This is a genomic window from Acinetobacter sp. Tr-809, assembly GCF_011753255.1.
In the GTDB taxonomy this organism is placed as follows: domain Bacteria; phylum Pseudomonadota; class Gammaproteobacteria; order Pseudomonadales; family Moraxellaceae; genus Acinetobacter.
The window spans coordinates 176,896-194,488 of the sequence record NZ_VWVZ01000007.1; the positions used below are offsets into that span (position 1 = coordinate 176,896).

The 17,593-nt window shown below is 41.0% G+C and carries 15 protein-coding genes; 7 read left to right on the plus strand and 8 right to left on the minus strand.

Annotated features, from left to right (window positions below):
* Positions 1 to 26: 26 nt before the first annotated feature.
* From F3J02_RS15935 to rlmE, 7 genes are all read right to left on the minus strand, one after another.
* The gene (locus tag F3J02_RS15935) at positions 27 to 341 is read right to left on the minus strand and encodes a DUF5713 family protein (protein ID WP_167250836.1); all 315 of its coding nucleotides are present in this window, start codon (positions 339 to 341) and stop codon (positions 27 to 29) included.
* A gap of 170 nt (positions 342 to 511) precedes the next feature.
* Positions 512 to 1,432 (minus strand): pyridoxal-phosphate dependent enzyme, encoded by a 921-nt coding sequence (locus tag F3J02_RS15940; RefSeq protein WP_228284362.1) that lies wholly within the window; start codon positions 1,430 to 1,432, stop codon positions 512 to 514.
* Positions 1,433 to 1,519: 87 nt separating this feature from the next.
* Positions 1,520 to 3,160: a vWA domain-containing protein gene (locus F3J02_RS15945; RefSeq protein WP_167250840.1), complete on the minus strand. Its 1,641-nt coding sequence runs from the start codon at positions 3,158 to 3,160 to the stop codon at positions 1,520 to 1,522.
* Between the two features lie 134 nt (positions 3,161 to 3,294).
* Positions 3,295 to 4,053: an SIMPL domain-containing protein gene (locus tag F3J02_RS15950; RefSeq protein ID WP_167250842.1), complete on the minus strand. Its 759-nt coding sequence runs from the start codon at positions 4,051 to 4,053 to the stop codon at positions 3,295 to 3,297.
* A gap of 93 nt (positions 4,054 to 4,146) precedes the next feature.
* On the minus strand, positions 4,147 to 4,998 hold the full coding sequence (gene folP, locus F3J02_RS15955; RefSeq protein ID WP_216076288.1) for a dihydropteroate synthase: 852 nt from the start codon (positions 4,996 to 4,998) through the stop codon (positions 4,147 to 4,149).
* Positions 4,999 to 5,133: 135 nt separating this feature from the next.
* Entirely contained in the window at positions 5,134 to 7,029 is a 1,896-nt protein-coding gene (ftsH, locus tag F3J02_RS15960; RefSeq protein WP_167250844.1) for an ATP-dependent zinc metalloprotease FtsH, read from the minus strand.
* A gap of 136 nt (positions 7,030 to 7,165) precedes the next feature.
* Positions 7,166 to 7,816, minus strand: coding sequence for a 23S rRNA (uridine(2552)-2'-O)-methyltransferase RlmE (gene rlmE, locus F3J02_RS15965; RefSeq protein ID WP_167250846.1), 651 nt, complete (start codon positions 7,814 to 7,816; stop codon positions 7,166 to 7,168).
* Between the two features lie 229 nt (positions 7,817 to 8,045).
* On the opposite strand from rlmE, the gene yhbY reads away from it, so the two are divergent.
* The gene (yhbY, locus tag F3J02_RS15970; protein WP_004651934.1) at positions 8,046 to 8,372 is read left to right on the plus strand and encodes a ribosome assembly RNA-binding protein YhbY; all 327 of its coding nucleotides are present in this window, start codon (positions 8,046 to 8,048) and stop codon (positions 8,370 to 8,372) included.
* Between the two features lie 5 nt (positions 8,373 to 8,377).
* Positions 8,378 to 8,914: a DOMON-like domain-containing protein gene (locus tag F3J02_RS15975; RefSeq protein WP_167250848.1), complete on the plus strand. Its 537-nt coding sequence runs from the start codon at positions 8,378 to 8,380 to the stop codon at positions 8,912 to 8,914.
* A 48-nt stretch (positions 8,915 to 8,962) separates the two neighbouring features.
* Here F3J02_RS15975 and F3J02_RS15980 read toward each other — a convergent pair whose 3' ends face one another.
* Positions 8,963 to 9,544 (minus strand): hypothetical protein, encoded by a 582-nt coding sequence (locus F3J02_RS15980; protein WP_167250850.1) that lies wholly within the window; start codon positions 9,542 to 9,544, stop codon positions 8,963 to 8,965.
* 359 nt (positions 9,545 to 9,903) lie between these two features.
* On the opposite strand from F3J02_RS15980, the gene carA reads away from it, so the two are divergent.
* From carA to F3J02_RS16005, 5 genes are all read left to right on the plus strand, one after another.
* Positions 9,904 to 11,043, plus strand: a complete 1,140-nt coding sequence (gene carA / locus F3J02_RS15985) for a glutamine-hydrolyzing carbamoyl-phosphate synthase small subunit (protein ID WP_065343480.1) — start codon at positions 9,904 to 9,906, stop codon at positions 11,041 to 11,043.
* Positions 11,044 to 11,057: 14 nt separating this feature from the next.
* Positions 11,058 to 14,291 carry a carbamoyl-phosphate synthase large subunit gene (carB, locus tag F3J02_RS15990; RefSeq protein ID WP_167250852.1) on the plus strand — a complete coding sequence of 1,078 codons (3,234 nt, stop codon included), beginning with the start codon at positions 11,058 to 11,060 and terminating at the stop codon, positions 14,289 to 14,291.
* Positions 14,292 to 14,383: 92 nt separating this feature from the next.
* Positions 14,384 to 14,860 carry a transcription elongation factor GreA gene (greA, locus tag F3J02_RS15995; protein WP_167250854.1) on the plus strand — a complete coding sequence of 159 codons (477 nt, stop codon included), beginning with the start codon at positions 14,384 to 14,386 and terminating at the stop codon, positions 14,858 to 14,860.
* A 94-nt stretch (positions 14,861 to 14,954) separates the two neighbouring features.
* Complete coding sequence (locus tag F3J02_RS16000; RefSeq protein WP_167250856.1) at positions 14,955 to 15,170, plus strand: hypothetical protein; 216 nt, start codon at positions 14,955 to 14,957, stop codon at positions 15,168 to 15,170.
* 135 nt (positions 15,171 to 15,305) lie between these two features.
* Complete coding sequence (locus F3J02_RS16005; RefSeq protein ID WP_167250858.1) at positions 15,306 to 17,549, plus strand: TonB-dependent siderophore receptor; 2,244 nt, start codon at positions 15,306 to 15,308, stop codon at positions 17,547 to 17,549.
* Positions 17,550 to 17,593: the final 44 nt, after the last annotated feature.

Consider the following 17,593-nt stretch of genomic DNA (forward strand, 5'->3'; position numbering starts at 1 on the left):
ATTTTCAGACCAACCGAGAGTGTATTTTACCACTCTCGATTCGCAATCAATTCTTCCATTTCGATCTCTAGATAACCAACATCTTGCACCACCATCATCATCGCTTCAGCAATATAATCTGCTGCAGTATCATCTAAACTTGATTCTAAATCTTCAAACTGCGGCTTCATTTCGTTAATTTCAATCATGGTTTGATGTGCATAACGATAAATTTCTGTCTCAGATAAGTCGGTACGACTGACCTTTTTTGAAAACCGCTGGATATGTTGTTTCACTTCAGCAACGAGAATATCGGGATAATATTCATCGTCAAACATTGGGAGGAGTAAATCTTCAAACATAAAAAATAATATGCCAATAAAACGCCATGCTTATAACATAATCCAGCCCAAATCACGATATTTAGCCATAAAAAAAGCGGTTTTTCCGACCGCATTTTAGAAATTAGTTAGTCCATCTACGCTCTGTTAAATACGAGTTATCAGAAAGGTTCTGATACATAACCAATGATCTAACTCCTGACGGGTTCAGCAAATTGCTGGGCATATTTTGAAAGCTGTTCAAAGCTAATCGAGGCACCACCACAGACAATGACCAATACATCATCGTCTGGTTTAAACGTGATTTTTTTATCATACAAAATAGATAAAGTTGCCCCACATGCAGGTTCCACCAAGCTGCGATGGTCATCTAAAAACTTTAAACACGCGCTTACTGTATCTGCATCAGAAACCGTTATTCCATGAACATTTTGCTGTTGAGCGATCTTAAATGCTTGCTCACATACTCGTTTTGCTGCAAGTGTGGTTGCAATACCTGTGACATGGTCTAAGCTAATATGCTGCCCAAGTTGCATTGAGGTATTTAAAGATGCTGTACCTTCTGTTTCGATTGCATAAATAGGAATGTCCAGCTGATGCGTTTGCAAACCTTGGGCAATACCTGAAAGTAGGCTGCCACCGCCAACAGATAAAACCACTGCCGAAGGACGAATTCCCTCTGCAATCACTTCGTCAATAATACAAGCGACGCCATCCCACAGATATTGGTCATCAAAAGGATGAATATATATGGCTTCCTCACTCACAAAAGACAGCGCAAGTTCATTTGCTTCGATCCATGAATCACCATGCACAATCACTTCAGCCCTTTCATGCCGCATTAAGTTAATCGCTTGTTGCGAAGTTGTTTTAGGCACGACCACTATTACTGGAATCCCTAACAGCTTGCCCGTATATGCAACAGAAATCCCAGCATTACCACCAGAAGAGCTCACAAATTTCTTTGCGCCTTTTTCAGCATATTTTAAACAGGCATTACCAATACTACGCTGTTTAAAAGAACCTGTAGGCTGAGCAGATTCCATTTTCAACCAAACATTGCAATTATTTAGTTCACTTAACTGACTTGATCGAATTAGTGGTGTTTTCATCTTAATTATCATTTCTTCTGTTATTGAAATCAGTCTTGTCTAATGGTCGGCAACATTATGCTTTCCGACCATTTCTTAAAACAATATTTAATCTTTTTTTGCGCTCAAGCTTTTGGCAATCTTCGCCAGCTCAACAAATTCCTCTCGCATTTGATAAGGATCTGGTTTTGCTGATTGTTGTGCCAATTGGATAATTTGGTCCCAGCCCATGGCACCATTATATTGCCCATCTTTTAGTTGCTGGGCATAAGATGCTACTGCTATCGCAAAACGGGTATCGTTATTAGCCTGTGCAAGAGTTTTACTTTCAGCTTTCACCGCTTGATTCAGCAAAATACTTTTTTCTTGATTTGGTAATTTATAGCGTAAATTTACAAAGGCATATTCAGACTTTTTCGCTGTATCTAACTTTGTTGAGGCTTGATATCGTGAATCATTAAGCCAACCCTGTTGACCAACTGGAATGATTTCATAAATTGCAGTGACGTTATGTCCTGCTCCAATATCTCCTGCATCTACCTTGTCATTATTGAAATCTTCTTGCTTCAACATCCGATTTTCATAACCCACTAAGCGATATTCTTTCACCGTAGCAGGGTTAAACTCGACTTGAATTTTGACATCTTGAGCAACGGTTGCCAATGTCGAGGAAAGCTGACGTTGTACCACTTTTTTTGCTTCATTTTTATTGTCGATATAGCTGTAATTGCCATCGCCTGCATCTGCCAGTTGTTCCATCAACTGCTCATTGTAGTTGCCTGTGCCAAAACCTAAAGTCGTTAACGAGATCCCACTTTTTCGTTTCTCAGCAACCATGCCTTTTAAGGTATTAAAATCGGTGATGCCTACATTAAAGTCACCGTCCGTCGCCAGTAAAATTCGGTTAATGCCATTTTTCATCAAGGCTTTTTCGGCTTGCTTATAAGCCAGTTGAATTGCTTGTTCCCCTGCTGTCGCACCACTTGCTTGCAAAGCATTAATCACCGCCAAAATCTTATCTTTTTCATTTCCAGATGTTGGCTCTAAAACCAGTTTTTCACCGCTGGCATAAGTGATAATGGTGACTTTGTCTTGAGGACGTAATTGCTCGGTGAGCAAACGCAGCGTTTGTTTGACTAAAGGTAACTTATCGGGTGCATCCATACTACCTGAGACATCCACCAAAAATACCAGATTAGCTGGAGGTAATTGTTTGGTGGTGAGATCTTTGGCCTGAATGCCAATCTTAATCAGCTTGGCATTTTCCTTCCAAGGCGAATCTACGGTTTCTGTGCTAACTGAAAATGGATGAATACTATTCGGCTGAGGATATTGATAATCAAAATAATTAATCATCTCTTCGGCACGAACAGCATCGACAGGCGGCAAACGACCATCATTCAAAAAACGGCGGGTATTGGTATAACTACCCGTATCCACATCTATACTAAAGGTTGAAACAGCTTGATCCGCAACACGATGAACTGGATTCACCTCATTTTTTTGATACTTTTCAGTATTCTGTTCTAAACGTGGTCTTTCTATGGCTGTCATCGGCATTACTGCAATATAAGCTGCTGGCGCAATCATTTTACGCGTCTGTGCCAACCCTTGGTTTGACGTAATCGGTGCAGGCATTACCATTGTCGTTTCAACCGCAACACGATCTTGCTCTTTGACTGGATTGCTACAGGCCATGATCATACAACTGAGCAAACTCAGTGTTAATATTTTTGTTGATTGATGCATTATTAAATTCCCAAATTCTATTTTGTCTTTTCAAATGAAAGCGATATCTAAAGATTGTATGAAAAAAAAGAAAGATACATCGTATTTGTATGTATCTTTCTCACATTGCTTATTCATGATTTAAAGCAACAGTTCTACTCAATCGCATAATTGATGGTGACCACCACACGGGCAATTTTATTAATAGTAGCCTTATCATAAGCACCACCATAATCACTGTCATCATCCGAGCCGCTTTCTGGCAAGATATAAAATGCACCTTGGCTAGCTGAGCGCATCATCCCGACCTTTACCCCACCGACTTTAGCAAACTCATTGGCTCGGCTATATGCATTCTTAGTGGCATTGGCAATCAAGGACATTTTGATTTCTTCTAAATTCGACACTAGGTATTCAGGTTTCTGTTCAATCGCGATACCTTTTTCATCCAGTAAATAAGCATCTTTTGCCGCCTGTTCAATTCTCTTGATATCTCGGCTGCTGATAACCAAAGACTGCAAGGCGATATAGCCTTTAAACTCCCGCTTGGTACGCCCTTCACCTGTATCGACTTCCTCATAATAAGATTCAGAACGCTTATTCCCGAGTTGCATATCCGCTGCCTTAAAGCCATGTTCAACAAAGAAGGCCTGTAATGCTTTCATTTGCTGATCAAGTAATTGATAGGCTTCTGGAATCGTGTCAGAAATGTGGTTAGTTTGTAAGTTGATTTCCCAACGTCCAGAATCTGCTTGAATCGGCTTTTCAGCTAATCCTTTGACTGTAATCGAGTTTTTGGTGCTATTAAACTGTTTAAGTGCATAGCCCATGACGCCTGCAGAAATAATAAAACCGAGACTCAGAATAAGGGCAAACACCCACAAACTTTTATATGTGATTGTTTTATTTTCCATTTTTAATATCACTCATCTTCATTATGCATTTGTTATATTTAATCTTATTTAGCAAGTCAATAGAGCCTTAAAGCTCTACCGACCCATACAACGTTAGCCCTTTAGCATCATTTTCCAGACTTTAATTGCGTCACTAGTCGCTTTAACATCATGTGCTCGCACAATACTGGCGCCCTGCTGAATACTCAACAGATGCCCCATTACGCTCCCCACAGCACGTTCCTGCGCAGCTACGCCATTTAAGGCTTCACCAATAAAACGTTTACGTGACAAGCCTGATAAAATTGGATAGCCCATTCGATTAAGCTTCCAGAACTCATTCAATAACTGAAAGTTTTGTTGAGCATTTTTGGCAAATCCAAAACCAGGATCGATGATAATATTTTCGGATTTAACACCCACTGCAATCGCTTGGTCCAGACGTTGTTGTAACTCATGAATCACATCTTCAGTCACATCATTATATTGATCAAGCTGATTCATATTGGTCGGTTCACCGCGCATATGCATGAGTATCACAGGAATATTCAACTCAGCAGCGGTTTCTAAGGCCTTTGGGCGAGTTAATGCACGGACATCATTCCAGATATGTGCCCCGGCTTGTACCGCAGCACGCATCAGCTCTGGCTGACTCGTATCAATCGACATAATCACATCATATGTTGATAATGCTTCGACCACAGGAATCACTCGACGAATTTCTTCTGCTAATTCAACAGATGAAGCATTTGGACGGGTAGATTCACCGCCAATATCAATAATGGTTGCGCCATCTTCAACCATCTGTAAAGCATGTTTGATTGCTTGGTCTTTTTGGTGGTGCTGTCCGCCATCACTAAAAGAATCAGGTGTGACATTCAAAATGCCCATCACATGAGGCTGAGAGAGATCTAACTTAAAACGACCACACTGTAACTGATTTTGTGGTAATGGCATTAACTGCATGATCAAAACTGTTCCTACTTTAACAGGCTTATTTTAACAAGACTGCTTCTAGAACGTTGATGATTTATTTTCAGTTTGGACTAAAATCAAGACAAAAAAAGAGCGACCGAAGTCGCTCTTTTGTTTTATCTTTGCTTAGCCCATTGCTGGTAATGGTGGTGGTGTCGATGGACCATCTTTCGGTGGTTCAAATGCAGCCACTGGATTATCAGCAACATAAACTTTAGGTGGTTGCGGTTCACGACCTTCCATGATGTCACGGATCTGATCGCGATCGATTGTTTCCCAATCCATCAACGCTTTCACCATTGCATGAGCGATATCTTTGTTATTTTCTAAGATATCACGTGCAACTTTATATTGTTCATCCAAGATACGACGTACTTCTTCATCAACTTTTTGTTGAGTTGCTTCAGAAATCGTACGACTACCCACATTACCGAAGAAACCATTTTGGTTTTCATCTTCATAAACCATTACGCCAAGCGCATCAGACATACCATATTTGGTCACCATTGCACGTGCCATTTTAGTTGCACGTTCAAAGTCGTTAGATGCACCTGTCGACATTTGGTTAATAAACACTTCTTCTGCAATACGACCACCAAATAAGATTGAAAGTTCATTCAACATCTTATCTTTGTAGTGGCTAGTCTGATCTTGTTCTGGCAACTGCCAAGTCACACCCAACGCCCAACCACGCGGCATGATTGTTACTTTATGCACAGGGTCTGTACCTGGCAAAATTTCAGCAACGATGGCATGACCAGCTTCATGGTAAGCCGTTGCACGACGTTCTTCTTCACGAATCACCATCGATTTACGTTCTGGACCCATGTAGATCTTGTCTTTTGCATCTTCAAAGTCATGCATATCAACCGTATTTTTATTACGGCGAGCAGCAAACAATGCAGCTTCGTTGACCAAGTTTGCAAGTTGCGCACCTGAGAATCCTGGTGTACCGCGTGCAAGAACCTTAAGATCCACACCAGTTACCGAAGGAAGTTTTTTCAAGTGAACATTCAAAATTTGCTCACGACCACGGATGTCTGGTAAACCCACCATCACTTGACGGTCAAAACGACCTGGACGAAGTAAAGCTTTATCCAGTACGTCTACACGGTTAGTTGCAGCAATAACGATCACGCCTTCATTGCCTTCAAAACCATCCATTTCAACAAGCATCTGGTTCAGGGTTTGTTCACGCTCATCATGACCACCGCCTGTACCCGAACCACGATGACGACCGACTGCATCAATCTCATCAATAAAGATGATACATGGCGCATGGCGTTTTGCTTGTTCAAACATGTCACGGACACGAGACGCACCAACACCGACAAACATTTCAACGAAGTCAGAACCCGAGATACTAAAGAATGGAACCTTAGCTTCTCCAGCAATAGCTTTCGCCAATAATGTTTTACCAGTACCTGGAGGACCAACCATGAGTACACCACGCGGAATGGTTGCACCAAGGCGTTTGAATTTAGCAGGGTCTTTTAAGAAATCAACGATTTCAACCACTTCTTGTTTTGCTTCGTCACAGCCTGCAACATCACTAAATGTTAACTTAATTTGATCTTCAGATAACATTTTTGCTTTTGACTTACCAAAACTCATAGGACCGTTTTTGCCACCAGCACCACCACCCATATTACGCATGAAGAACATGAATAATAAGATAATGAGCAATACTGGGAAACTCGCAATGAGAAGTTGCATCAAAATGCCTTGACGTTGTGGCGCTGTGCCTTCAACCACTACATTTTGTTTATTCAAGCTTGGTAGCAACTCAGTGTCTTCCACTTGAGGACGAACCGTCTCAAAGGCAGAACCATTGGTTTTTTCACCATTAATATTTAAACCGTCAATTGTGACTTGTTTAATTTGCCCAGCATTCACCGCTGCAACGAAATCAGAATATTTCATCGCTGCAGGCTTATTGCGGTCACTGACGTTGCTAAAAATCAAAATCAGAACACCGAGTATGATGAGCCACAATACGGCATTCTTGAAGTAATCGCTCAAGGCTTTATTCCCATATCAATCTAATTTGATCATACCTAATCTTGGCTGACCTTCACAAAAACAGCAATGAATTTGCGTTGCAAAAAACTTAAAAGGTACAAAATGCACAATTTTTAACAACTTGGCAAGTACACTTTTATTGCAATGCCTTTTTACGACCTTGGCCAATCAAAAAAACTTCTTTCGATCGAGCACGTGATGCCGCAGGTTTGGCTGTTTTTAATACATCAAAACTATCGACCACCTGTTTTCTGAATTCATCAAATCCTGAACCTTGGAACACTTTAACAATAAACTGTCCGTTTGGTCCGAGTACTTTCTGAGCAAAATCCAAAGCCAATTCACATAAGTAAATTTGACGCGGTTGATCAACAGCCCTATTACCTGATGTATTGGGGGCCATATCTGAAATTACAACGTCTACTTGACGTCCATTTAAAATATTTAACAATTTTTCGAAAACTTCTTCCTCACGGAAGTCACCTTGCAAGAACGTCACATCTGGAAGAGCATCCATTGCCAGAATATCTGAAGCAATCACCAAGCCCTTTGATCCAACCAGTTTACCTGCAATTTGCGACCAACTACCTGGTGCCGCACCTAAATCAACCACGGTCATCCCAGGTTTGATCATTTTATATTTTTCTTGGATTTCAAGTAGCTTATATGCGGCACGTGCGCGATAGCCTTCCTTTTGTGCTTTCTTCACAAAATGGTCATCTAAGTGCTCTCGCATCCACACACGACTGCTTTTAGACAATTTTTGATTGGTAATGCGTGTCGCCATAACTCACTAAATTTCAAAAAACTTCTGATGTATCATTGTACGTGAAAATTACTCTCATTACAGTACGGATGTACTTCATTCACACGAACTTTTACAGATTTTTTTCGATCGTCATCATTGGATATTTCAGCAATTTTTCACATATTTGTTTCAAGTGCTTGTCTTCTGAATCTATCTTAGAATCGGGATGCAAGTTATACTAGGTCGTTTTTCCAATCAGGTATTTTTAATGGCGGCTTTATCTATCCATGAACGTAAACGTTTACGTCAAATTGGTCATGCACTTAACCCAGTGGTAATGGTTGGTGGCCAAGGTCTTACAGAAAACGTCATTGAAGAAACAAATCGTGCGCTGAATGATCATGAACTCATCAAAGTGAAAATTGCAGGTGAAGATCGTGATGCACGTGCAGCAGTGATTGACGCGATTGTTGAAGCAACTGGTGCAGAATCTGTACAGAAAATTGGTAAAATTGTTTTGCTTTATAAAAAAGCAGCAAAACAAAACCAGCACCTCTCTAACTTAGTTCGTTTTGCTCATTTAAATAATAAGTAATTACGATGGCAAGTTATGAACTGTCTGCCTTTGATCGCTTTAGTGCCATTACGGTCGTTGGAGCGATTGAGCAACAAACGCCAGCCACCTTGAATGTTGGTTTTTGGGTTCGTGACCCAAATCAATTTCTGATTTACCCAAATCAAGTCTCAGTACATCCACGTCAGGACTTTTTATGGGAACACACTTGCTTTGAAATTTTTGTAGGCGTGAAAGATCAAGATTTCTATCGTGAAATTAATCTTTCCCCTTCTCAGGCTTGGCAAGTTTACCAATTTGAAGAATACCGCTTTCCTGAAAATATGCCGCCAATCGCTGCTTATGACATTGAATTGAATCATTTACAGCGCACCCATTATGGCTTAAATGTCAGTTTAGATTTATCACAGTTTATGCGTGAACATGAATTGAAATGGGCTGACGTATATCTTGGCTTAACTGCTGTCCTAGAAACGACACAAGGTATGCAGTATTTTGCGATGCAACACAGTAGTCCTCAAGCTGACTTTCATAACAAACGTGATTGGTTACATCAATTTTAAATAAAAAAAAGCGAGAAAAATTCTCGCTTTTTTTATAGCTAGGATGAATTAGCTAGCACGTACTTTATTCCAAGCTTCAACAGCCTGTTCTTTAGTACGTTTAAAACTACCCACCAACGTATCTTTGTGCTTCACTGAAATTTGGCTAATGTCATCTTTCAGTTCTTTGCTCACTTTGGTCAAGTCTTCAATTAATGCATTTAATTCAGTTTTCAATGCATTTTTAAGTTCAAGCAAATTACCTTGAGATGAATTAAGTTGAGTCTTAATCACTTCAATACGTTCTAGTAAATCTTGCTTGATTTGAGTCAACTGGTTTTGAATATTTTGATTCAATTCTTTCGCTTCCGCCTCAATTTTTTCTTGAGTTTCAGCCAAAGCTTCTTTTACCTGACCTTGAGTTTCAGCGATTACTTCTTTCGCCTGCTCTTGAGTTTCAGCAATCACTTCTTTTGCCTTTGCTGTTTTTTCTGCAACAACTTCTTTTGCTTTTGCAGTTTTCTCAGCAACCACTTCTTTGACTTCAGCAGTTTTTTCAGCAACAGCTTCTTTCGCTTTCGTGGTTTTTTCTACCACAACATCTTTCACTTCTTCAGCAGTTGCAGCAGGTGTAGTTTGATTCTCAGCCATTTTGATTCCCCTCATTATTGATTGTTAATTTTGGCTGTAGATAGGATAAAACGGTCACTTCTTAAACACCAAAAAAATTGTTAGACAATTTGCATAATATCTCATGATAACGATATAAAGATGACTGATTTTGCAATAGACACTGCTGTACTTATACTTATAAAAGAAATTGGGGAATTCTGACTTTAATAAATAAAACACATAGACTTTTCACGCACTCATGCGTATAATGCGCTGTTAAGTTACAAGCGAGCAGACTGGAAGGAGGGGCATGTTTTTTTAAAGACGGCCTGCCTTTTTTTATGTCTACTCGCTTTTTTACAGCCCTATTTTTGTGGTCTTAGTTCAGGAGCTTTGGTTTGAGCACCCCCGCCATTTTAGCCCTCGCAGATGGAACGATCTTTAAAGGAACGTCTATCGGTGCATCGGGTAGTACGACTGGTGAAGTCGTTTTTAATACTGCCATGACTGGTTATCAAGAAATTTTGACCGACCCAAGCTACGCACAACAAATTGTGACGTTGACTTATCCTCATATTGGAAATACTGGCTGTAATAGTGAAGACGTTGAATCAGGTCGCATCCATAAAGTATGGGCGAATGGTTTAATTATTCGTGATCTTCCTTTATTACACAGTAATTTCCGTGCTGAACAATCTCTCAGTGAATACTTGGAACAACATAATGTTGTTGCGATTGCTGATATTGATACGCGTAAATTGACTCGTATTCTACGTGACAAAGGTGCCCAAAATGGTTGCATCCTTGCTGGAGAGAATATTACAGAAGAAGAAGCAATTGCGAAAGCACGTGCATTTGGCGGCTTAAATGGTTTAGATCTTGCAAAAGAGTGCTGTGATCCTGAAGGTTTTGAATGGACTGAAGGCTCTTGGACTCTAGGTCAGGGTTTCACTCAACCAGAATTTAAATTTCATGTTGTTGCATATGATTATGGTGTCAAAACCAACATCTTACGTATGCTCGCAGACCGTGGTTGTAAATTAACAGTTGTTCCTGCGCAAACCCCTGCCGAAAAAGTACTCGCATTGAATCCAGATGGCGTGTTCTTGTCAAATGGCCCTGGTGACCCAGCTGCATGTGATTATGCGATTGAAGCAGTGAAAACAATTGTTGAAACCACAACATTACCTGTATTTGGTATTTGTTTAGGTCATCAAATTTTAGCGCTTGCTTCGGGTGCGAAAACCATGAAAATGAATCATGGTCACCACGGCGCCAACCATCCTGTACAAAATCTTGAGAATGGTACAGTGATGATTACTTCTCAAAACCACGGCTTTGCTGTCGATGAAAGTACTTTACCTGCAAACTTGAAAGTGACACATCGTTCACTGTTTGATGGTACAAACCAAGGTATTCATCGCACTGACAAACCAGCATTCAGCTTCCAGGGTCACCCTGAAGCCAGCCCTGGTCCACATGACTGTGCTCCATTGTTCGATCATTTCATCGAACTTATTGAAGCCGCTAAGAAGTAATTAAGGAGCGAATAATGCCTAAACGTACGGATATTAAAAGCATCTTAATTATTGGTGCTGGTCCTATTGTCATCGGTCAAGCCTGTGAGTTTGACTATTCAGGTGCACAAGCTTGTAAAGCGCTTCGTGAAGAAGGTTACCGCGTTATTTTGGTAAACTCTAACCCAGCGACCATTATGACCGACCCTGCAATGGCGGATGCGACTTATATCGAGCCAATCACTTGGCAGACTGTTGCACAAATCATTGAAAAAGAACGTCCAGATGCAGTCCTTCCAACCATGGGTGGTCAAACTGCATTGAACTGTGCCCTTGCTTTAGATGAGCACGGTGTTCTTGAAAAATATAATGTAGAACTGATTGGCGCATCAAAAGAAGCGATTGAAAAAGCAGAAGATCGTAAACTGTTTGATATCGCAATGCGTAAAATTGGTTTGGAATGTCCAAAAGCTGCCATTGCTGAAACAATGGAAGAAGCTTTGGCAATTCAAGCGGGCTTCGGTTTCCCAGTTATCATCCGTCCATCATTCACAATGGGTGGTTCAGGTGGTGGTATCGCGTATAACCGCGAAGAATTCCTTGAAATCTGTGAACGTGGTTTCGACCTCTCTCCTACTCACCAGTTATTGATTGATGAATCACTCATTGGTTGGAAAGAATACGAGATGGAAGTTGTTCGTGACAAAAACGACAACTGTATTATCGTCTGTGCGATCGAAAACTTTGACCCAATGGGCGTACACACAGGTGACTCAATCACTGTTGCACCTGCGCAAACATTGACAGACAAAGAATATCAATTGATGCGTAATGCATCTGTTGCGGTTCTACGTGAGATTGGTGTAGAGACAGGCGGTTCGAACGTTCAATTCGGCATTAACCCGAAAGACGGTCGTATGGTTGTGATCGAGATGAACCCACGTGTATCACGTTCATCTGCGCTTGCGTCTAAAGCAACAGGTTTCCCGATTGCGAAAATCGCAGCGAAACTTGCGGTCGGTTATACCCTTGATGAATTGAAAAATGACATCACTGGCGGCGTAACGCCAGCATCTTTCGAACCTTCGATTGACTATGTTGTAACTAAGATTCCTCGCTTTAACTTCGAAAAATTCCCACAAGCTGAGCCTGTCTTAACAACTCAGATGAAATCTGTGGGCGAAGTCATGGCAATTGGCCGTAACTTCCAAGAATCTGTACAAAAAGCTCTTCGTGGTCTTGAAGTGGGTGTATGTGGCTTTGATGAAAAAGTTGAAGCAGGCACTGCCAATGCTAAAGACATCATCTTAAAAGAGCTTAAAGTTCCTGGCCCTGAGCGTATCTGGTATGTTGCCGATGCATTCCGCCACGGTTTCTCTTTAGATGACGTATTTGAAGCAACAAAAATCGACCGTTGGTTCTTGATCCAAATCGAAGACATCATCAAAACTGAAGCGCAAGTGAAAACTTTAGGCTTCGGTGATTTGAATGCTGACAATATCCGTTCGTTCAAACGCAAAGGTTTATCTGACCTGCGTATTGCCAACTTAATGGGTATTTCACAAAAGCAATTCCGTAAACATCGTTGGAACTTGGGTGTATATCCAGTTTACAAACGTGTTGATACTTGTGCAGCCGAGTTTGAATCGGGTACTGCCTACATGTATTCAACTTACGATGAAGAATGTGAAGCAAATCCATCAAACCGTGACAAAATCATGGTCATTGGTGGTGGTCCAAACCGTATTGGTCAAGGGATCGAGTTTGACTACTGTTGTGTACACGCTGCACTTGCAATGCGTGATGACGGTTATGAAACCATCATGGTGAACTGTAACCCTGAAACGGTTTCAACTGACTATGACACTTCTGATCGCCTCTACTTCGAACCAGTAACGCTTGAAGATGTACTTGAAATTGTACGTACCGAGAAGCCTAAAGGCGTAATCGTACAGTACGGTGGTCAAACACCTTTGAAATTGGCACGTGCTTTGGAAGAAGCAGGTACACCAATCATTGGTACATCTCCTGATGCAATTGACCGTGCAGAAGACCGTGAACGTTTCCAGCAAATGATTCAACGTCTACAGCTTCGTCAACCGAACAACAGCATCGTAAAATCGGCTGAAGAAGGTATTTCAGAAGCGGCTAAAGTTGGTTATCCACTGGTTGTTCGTCCATCTTATGTATTGGGTGGTCGTGCAATGGAAATCGTGTACAACGAAGATGAACTTAAACGTTACCTTCGTGAAGCAGTACAGGCTTCAAATGAAGCACCTGTCCTACTTGACCGTTTCTTGGATGATGCAACAGAAGTTGACGTGGACTGCGTATCTGACGGTAAAGACGTTGTGATCGGTGGTATCATGCAGCACATTGAACAAGCAGGTATTCACTCAGGTGACTCAGCATGTTCAATCCCTCCTTACTCGCTTTCGCAAGAAGTACAGGATGAAATGCGTCGTCAAACTGTTGCAATGGCAAAAGAACTTGGCGTTATCGGTTTGATGAACGTTCAGTTTGCTGTTAAAGGCAACGACATTTATGTACTTGAAGTGAACCCACGTGCATCACGTACTGTTCCTTTCGTGTCTAAATGTATTGGTGACTCTTTAGCAAAAGTTGCTGCTCGCTGTATGGCTGGTCAATCTTTGGAATCACAAGGTTTCACCAAAGAAATCATTCCAACGCATTTTGCAGTTAAAGAAGCGGTGTTCCCATTTGCCAAATTCCCTGGCGTAGACCCAATGCTTGGACCTGAGATGAAATCTACAGGTGAAGTGATGGGCGTTGGTAAAACATTTGGTGAAGCATTCTATAAAGCAGTTCTTGGTTCTAACGAACGTTTACCAGGTTTACCAACTGAAGGCGAAGTGAAACATGCATTCTTATCTGTTCGTGAATCAGATAAGAAATACATTGCCAACATCGCTAAACAGTTGATCGACTATGGCTTCAAACTTGTTGCAACCAACGGTACACATCGTGTACTGAAAGAAGCTGGTATTGAATGTGAAGCAGTCAATAAAGTGACCGAAGGTCGCCCACATATTGTTGACCGCTTGAAAAATGGTGAAATTCATCTTATTGTCAACACAACTGAAGGCAAACAAGCTCAGTATGACTCTGCCATGATTCGTCGTGCTGCCCTGCAAGGCAAGGTGTACTACACCACGACAATTAACGGTGCAGAAGCAGTTTGCCAAGCATTTGCTGTGAAATTGCCAATGGATGTATACCGCTTGCAAGATTTACAAACTGTAGGTTAATTCTCTACCGATAAAGTCCCGTCACCTTATCGGTGGCGGGCTTTTTCTTTTTTTAATCCTGTATTTTCCCAACCAATTTAGAGGGGACCAGAATGCAACGTTATCCTATGACTCCCGAAGGCAAGGTTGCCTTAGAGAAAGAATTACAACAGCTCAAAACAGTAGAACGCCCACGTATTATTCAGGCGATTGCTGAAGCACGTGAGCACGGTGATTTAAAGGAAAATGCTGAATATCACGCTGCGCGTGAACAGCAAGGTTTCTGCGAAGGCCGTATTCAGGATATCGAAGGTAAACTCGGTGCCGTTCAAGAAATTGATGTCAAAACACTTGAGAAAAATGGTCGTGTTGTATTTGGTGTAACTGTCACCATTGAAAACTTGGATACTGAAGAACGTAAGACTTATAAAATTGTAGGCGACGACGAAGCAGATTTTAAAATCAATAAAATCTCAGTGAACTCACCGATTGCACGTGGTCTTTTAGGTAAAAACGAAGGCGATGAAGCGAAAATTCAAACACCACAAGGTGAAGTTGAATACGAAATCGTGAGTGTGGAATATATCTAATTCATCCACTCGATTAAGCCATTAAAGAGCTCTTCATCAATTGAAGAGTTCTTTTGTTTCAGGCATCCTGTATCTAAAAAAAAGAGATAAAGAGATGCAAGATCGACTCATGAGTGCATTGATCTATGCGATTGCAGGAATTGTTCTTGGTATTGCAGTTGCTATTACATGGGCATTTCATGTGAATTCTTCGACCAGCTCTATAGCCATTATTTTTAATACCACCCTGCTCTGTGCCGTTCTAGGTTTTGTATTTCCCAAGCAAATTCAGCGTTTGTTTACTTGGCTTTGGAAATTTTTTTCGAATTGATATTTGTGTTTTTAAAGCATCGATAACCACTGATCATAAAAATTAAAATTCAGTTAAGAATTATTTGATAACGCTATTGATTATAATTATCATTAACAAAAATAAACATTATGCATATTTAATAGGTATTCCCTTATGCAGCAGACTGTAAAATTGACCAAACATCCTCTCTCCCGTGCCCTACAGTTGATCGCAGGACGCACTAAAGTCGCTTTACCTATGCTGGTGTTATGTGTGCAAGCCACACAGGTGATGGCTGAACCGATCATCTCGAATGCTGAAAACATGATCAATGGACAAGTCACAGCAAATACCTTACCGACCATCAAAGTCGCTGCAGAAAAAGAGCAGTCAACTTCGTACACAACTAAAAAAATTGCAATCGGCAAAACCGCACAATCGCTAAAAGAAACACCACAGTCAGTCTCTGTGGTTACTCGTCAGCGGCTGGATGATCAAAATATCTCGACCATTGAAAATGCCATGAAATATGTCACAGGCCTGACGGTGGTACGCTACGATGCAGCTGGAAACTACAATGATTTTAATGCGCGTGGTTATGGCAGCGATACTTATCAAATGGATGGTACGACCTTAAGAACCGACAGCAATGGAACTTATCTGGATCTGTCTGTGTTTGACCGTATTGAAGTATTACGTGGTGCTTCTGGCATGTTCAGTGGCGCCGGTGAACCGGGCGTTTCGATTAATTTAGTACGTAAACGCGCATTAGCTGATTTTGCTTTAACAGGGAAAGTAAGTGCTGGTTCATGGGATAACTATCGTGGTGAGGCTGATATTACCGGTAAGCTCACACAAGACGGCGCATTACGTGGCAGGCTTGTCACCGCTGTACAAGATTACGACACCTTTATGAATGGGATTGATGGTAATAAAAAACTGGTATATGGCACATTGGAATATGATCTTCAGGACAATACTACACTATCACTCGGTGCGACCTATCAAGATATTAATACCGTTTTATCACGTGGTTTACCCTATGGTCCCGATGGAAAGCTGCTCAATATTTCGCGTAAAACAAGCTTTGTACAGGACTGGAACAAGCAGGATTTAACCAATAAAGAATTTTTTGCTGAACTGGAACATCATTTAAATAATGATGGGTTGATTAAAGCTAAGGTTCGCCAAAGTATCCGTGACAATCACGCCAAATATAGTGACCCCTCTTTACCTGATGCACAGGGTGACATGTCTGAATTTAGTGCGCTCGCCTTTAAACGAGAAGATAAAGACTTCAGTGCGGATTTATTTTTCAATACCCCGTTCTTGTTTTCTGGGCAGACACATAATTTCTTGATTGGTGCTGATTACCTAAAAGGCAACTCCAAAACCAACTATTCATCTTGGGGGACACCACTGATAGGTACAATCAATATACATCATGATAATCAGCACCAATTTGCTGAACCAGATTTTGACTACGACACTAATGTCAGCAAAGAAAAAATTGAAAACTACGGTGTCTATAGCCAACTAAGAATCAAACCACTAGAACGTTTAACCTTGGTTGGTGGTGGCCGTGTCAGTTGGTGGAAGTCTATATCAACCCCTTTGCGTGATAATGGTATAGACAGCAGCGATCCAGCAGATACACATGATGCAAAAGCAGAATTTACCCCTTATGCAGCAGTACTATTCGACCTTAATCCAAATGTGTCTGTGTACTCTAGCTATTCAGAAATCTTTAAACCACAAAATAACTTTACCTACGATCCTGTAACGGGCGGCAAAGGTAAACAACTTGACCCGCGAACTGGCACTCAGATTGAAGCGGGACTTAAAGCCTCTTTCTTCGATGAACGTTTAAATCTTTCTTCTGCGATCTATCAGTTGGAGGACAAAAATCGTGCGATTGCAGACCTTTCTGCACCTGAAGGTCTTGGTTATTCTGTGGCAGCAGGTAAAGCGCGTAGCCGTGGTTTTGAAATCGAAGCAAGTGGACAAATTACCGATAATTGGCAAATCACCACAGGCTATGCCTACACCAAAAGCAAATACCTAACAGACCCAGATCTACAGGGACAACCTGTTAACACCTTTACCCCTAAACACAATTTTAATTTATGGACGACTTATAAATTACCAGCAACAGTCATTGAAGGGGTTAATGTTGGATTTGGTTTAAGAGCCGTATCTAGCTATTACGATGGAACAGGTAATGAGCGTGTACAACAAAATGGCTATACATTGGCTTCGGCAAGCTTAGGTTATCAAATTAATCCACGTTATAAATTTGCGATTAATGTAGATAACCTATTTGATAAAAAATACTATGAAAAAGTAAACTACTGGATACGCCAAAATATGTATGGTTCACCACGTAGCGTGACCGCAAGCTTAAGCTTTAAGTATTGATCTGTTAGCAATAGATTAGATCTAGCAAACAAGATCAAAAGACG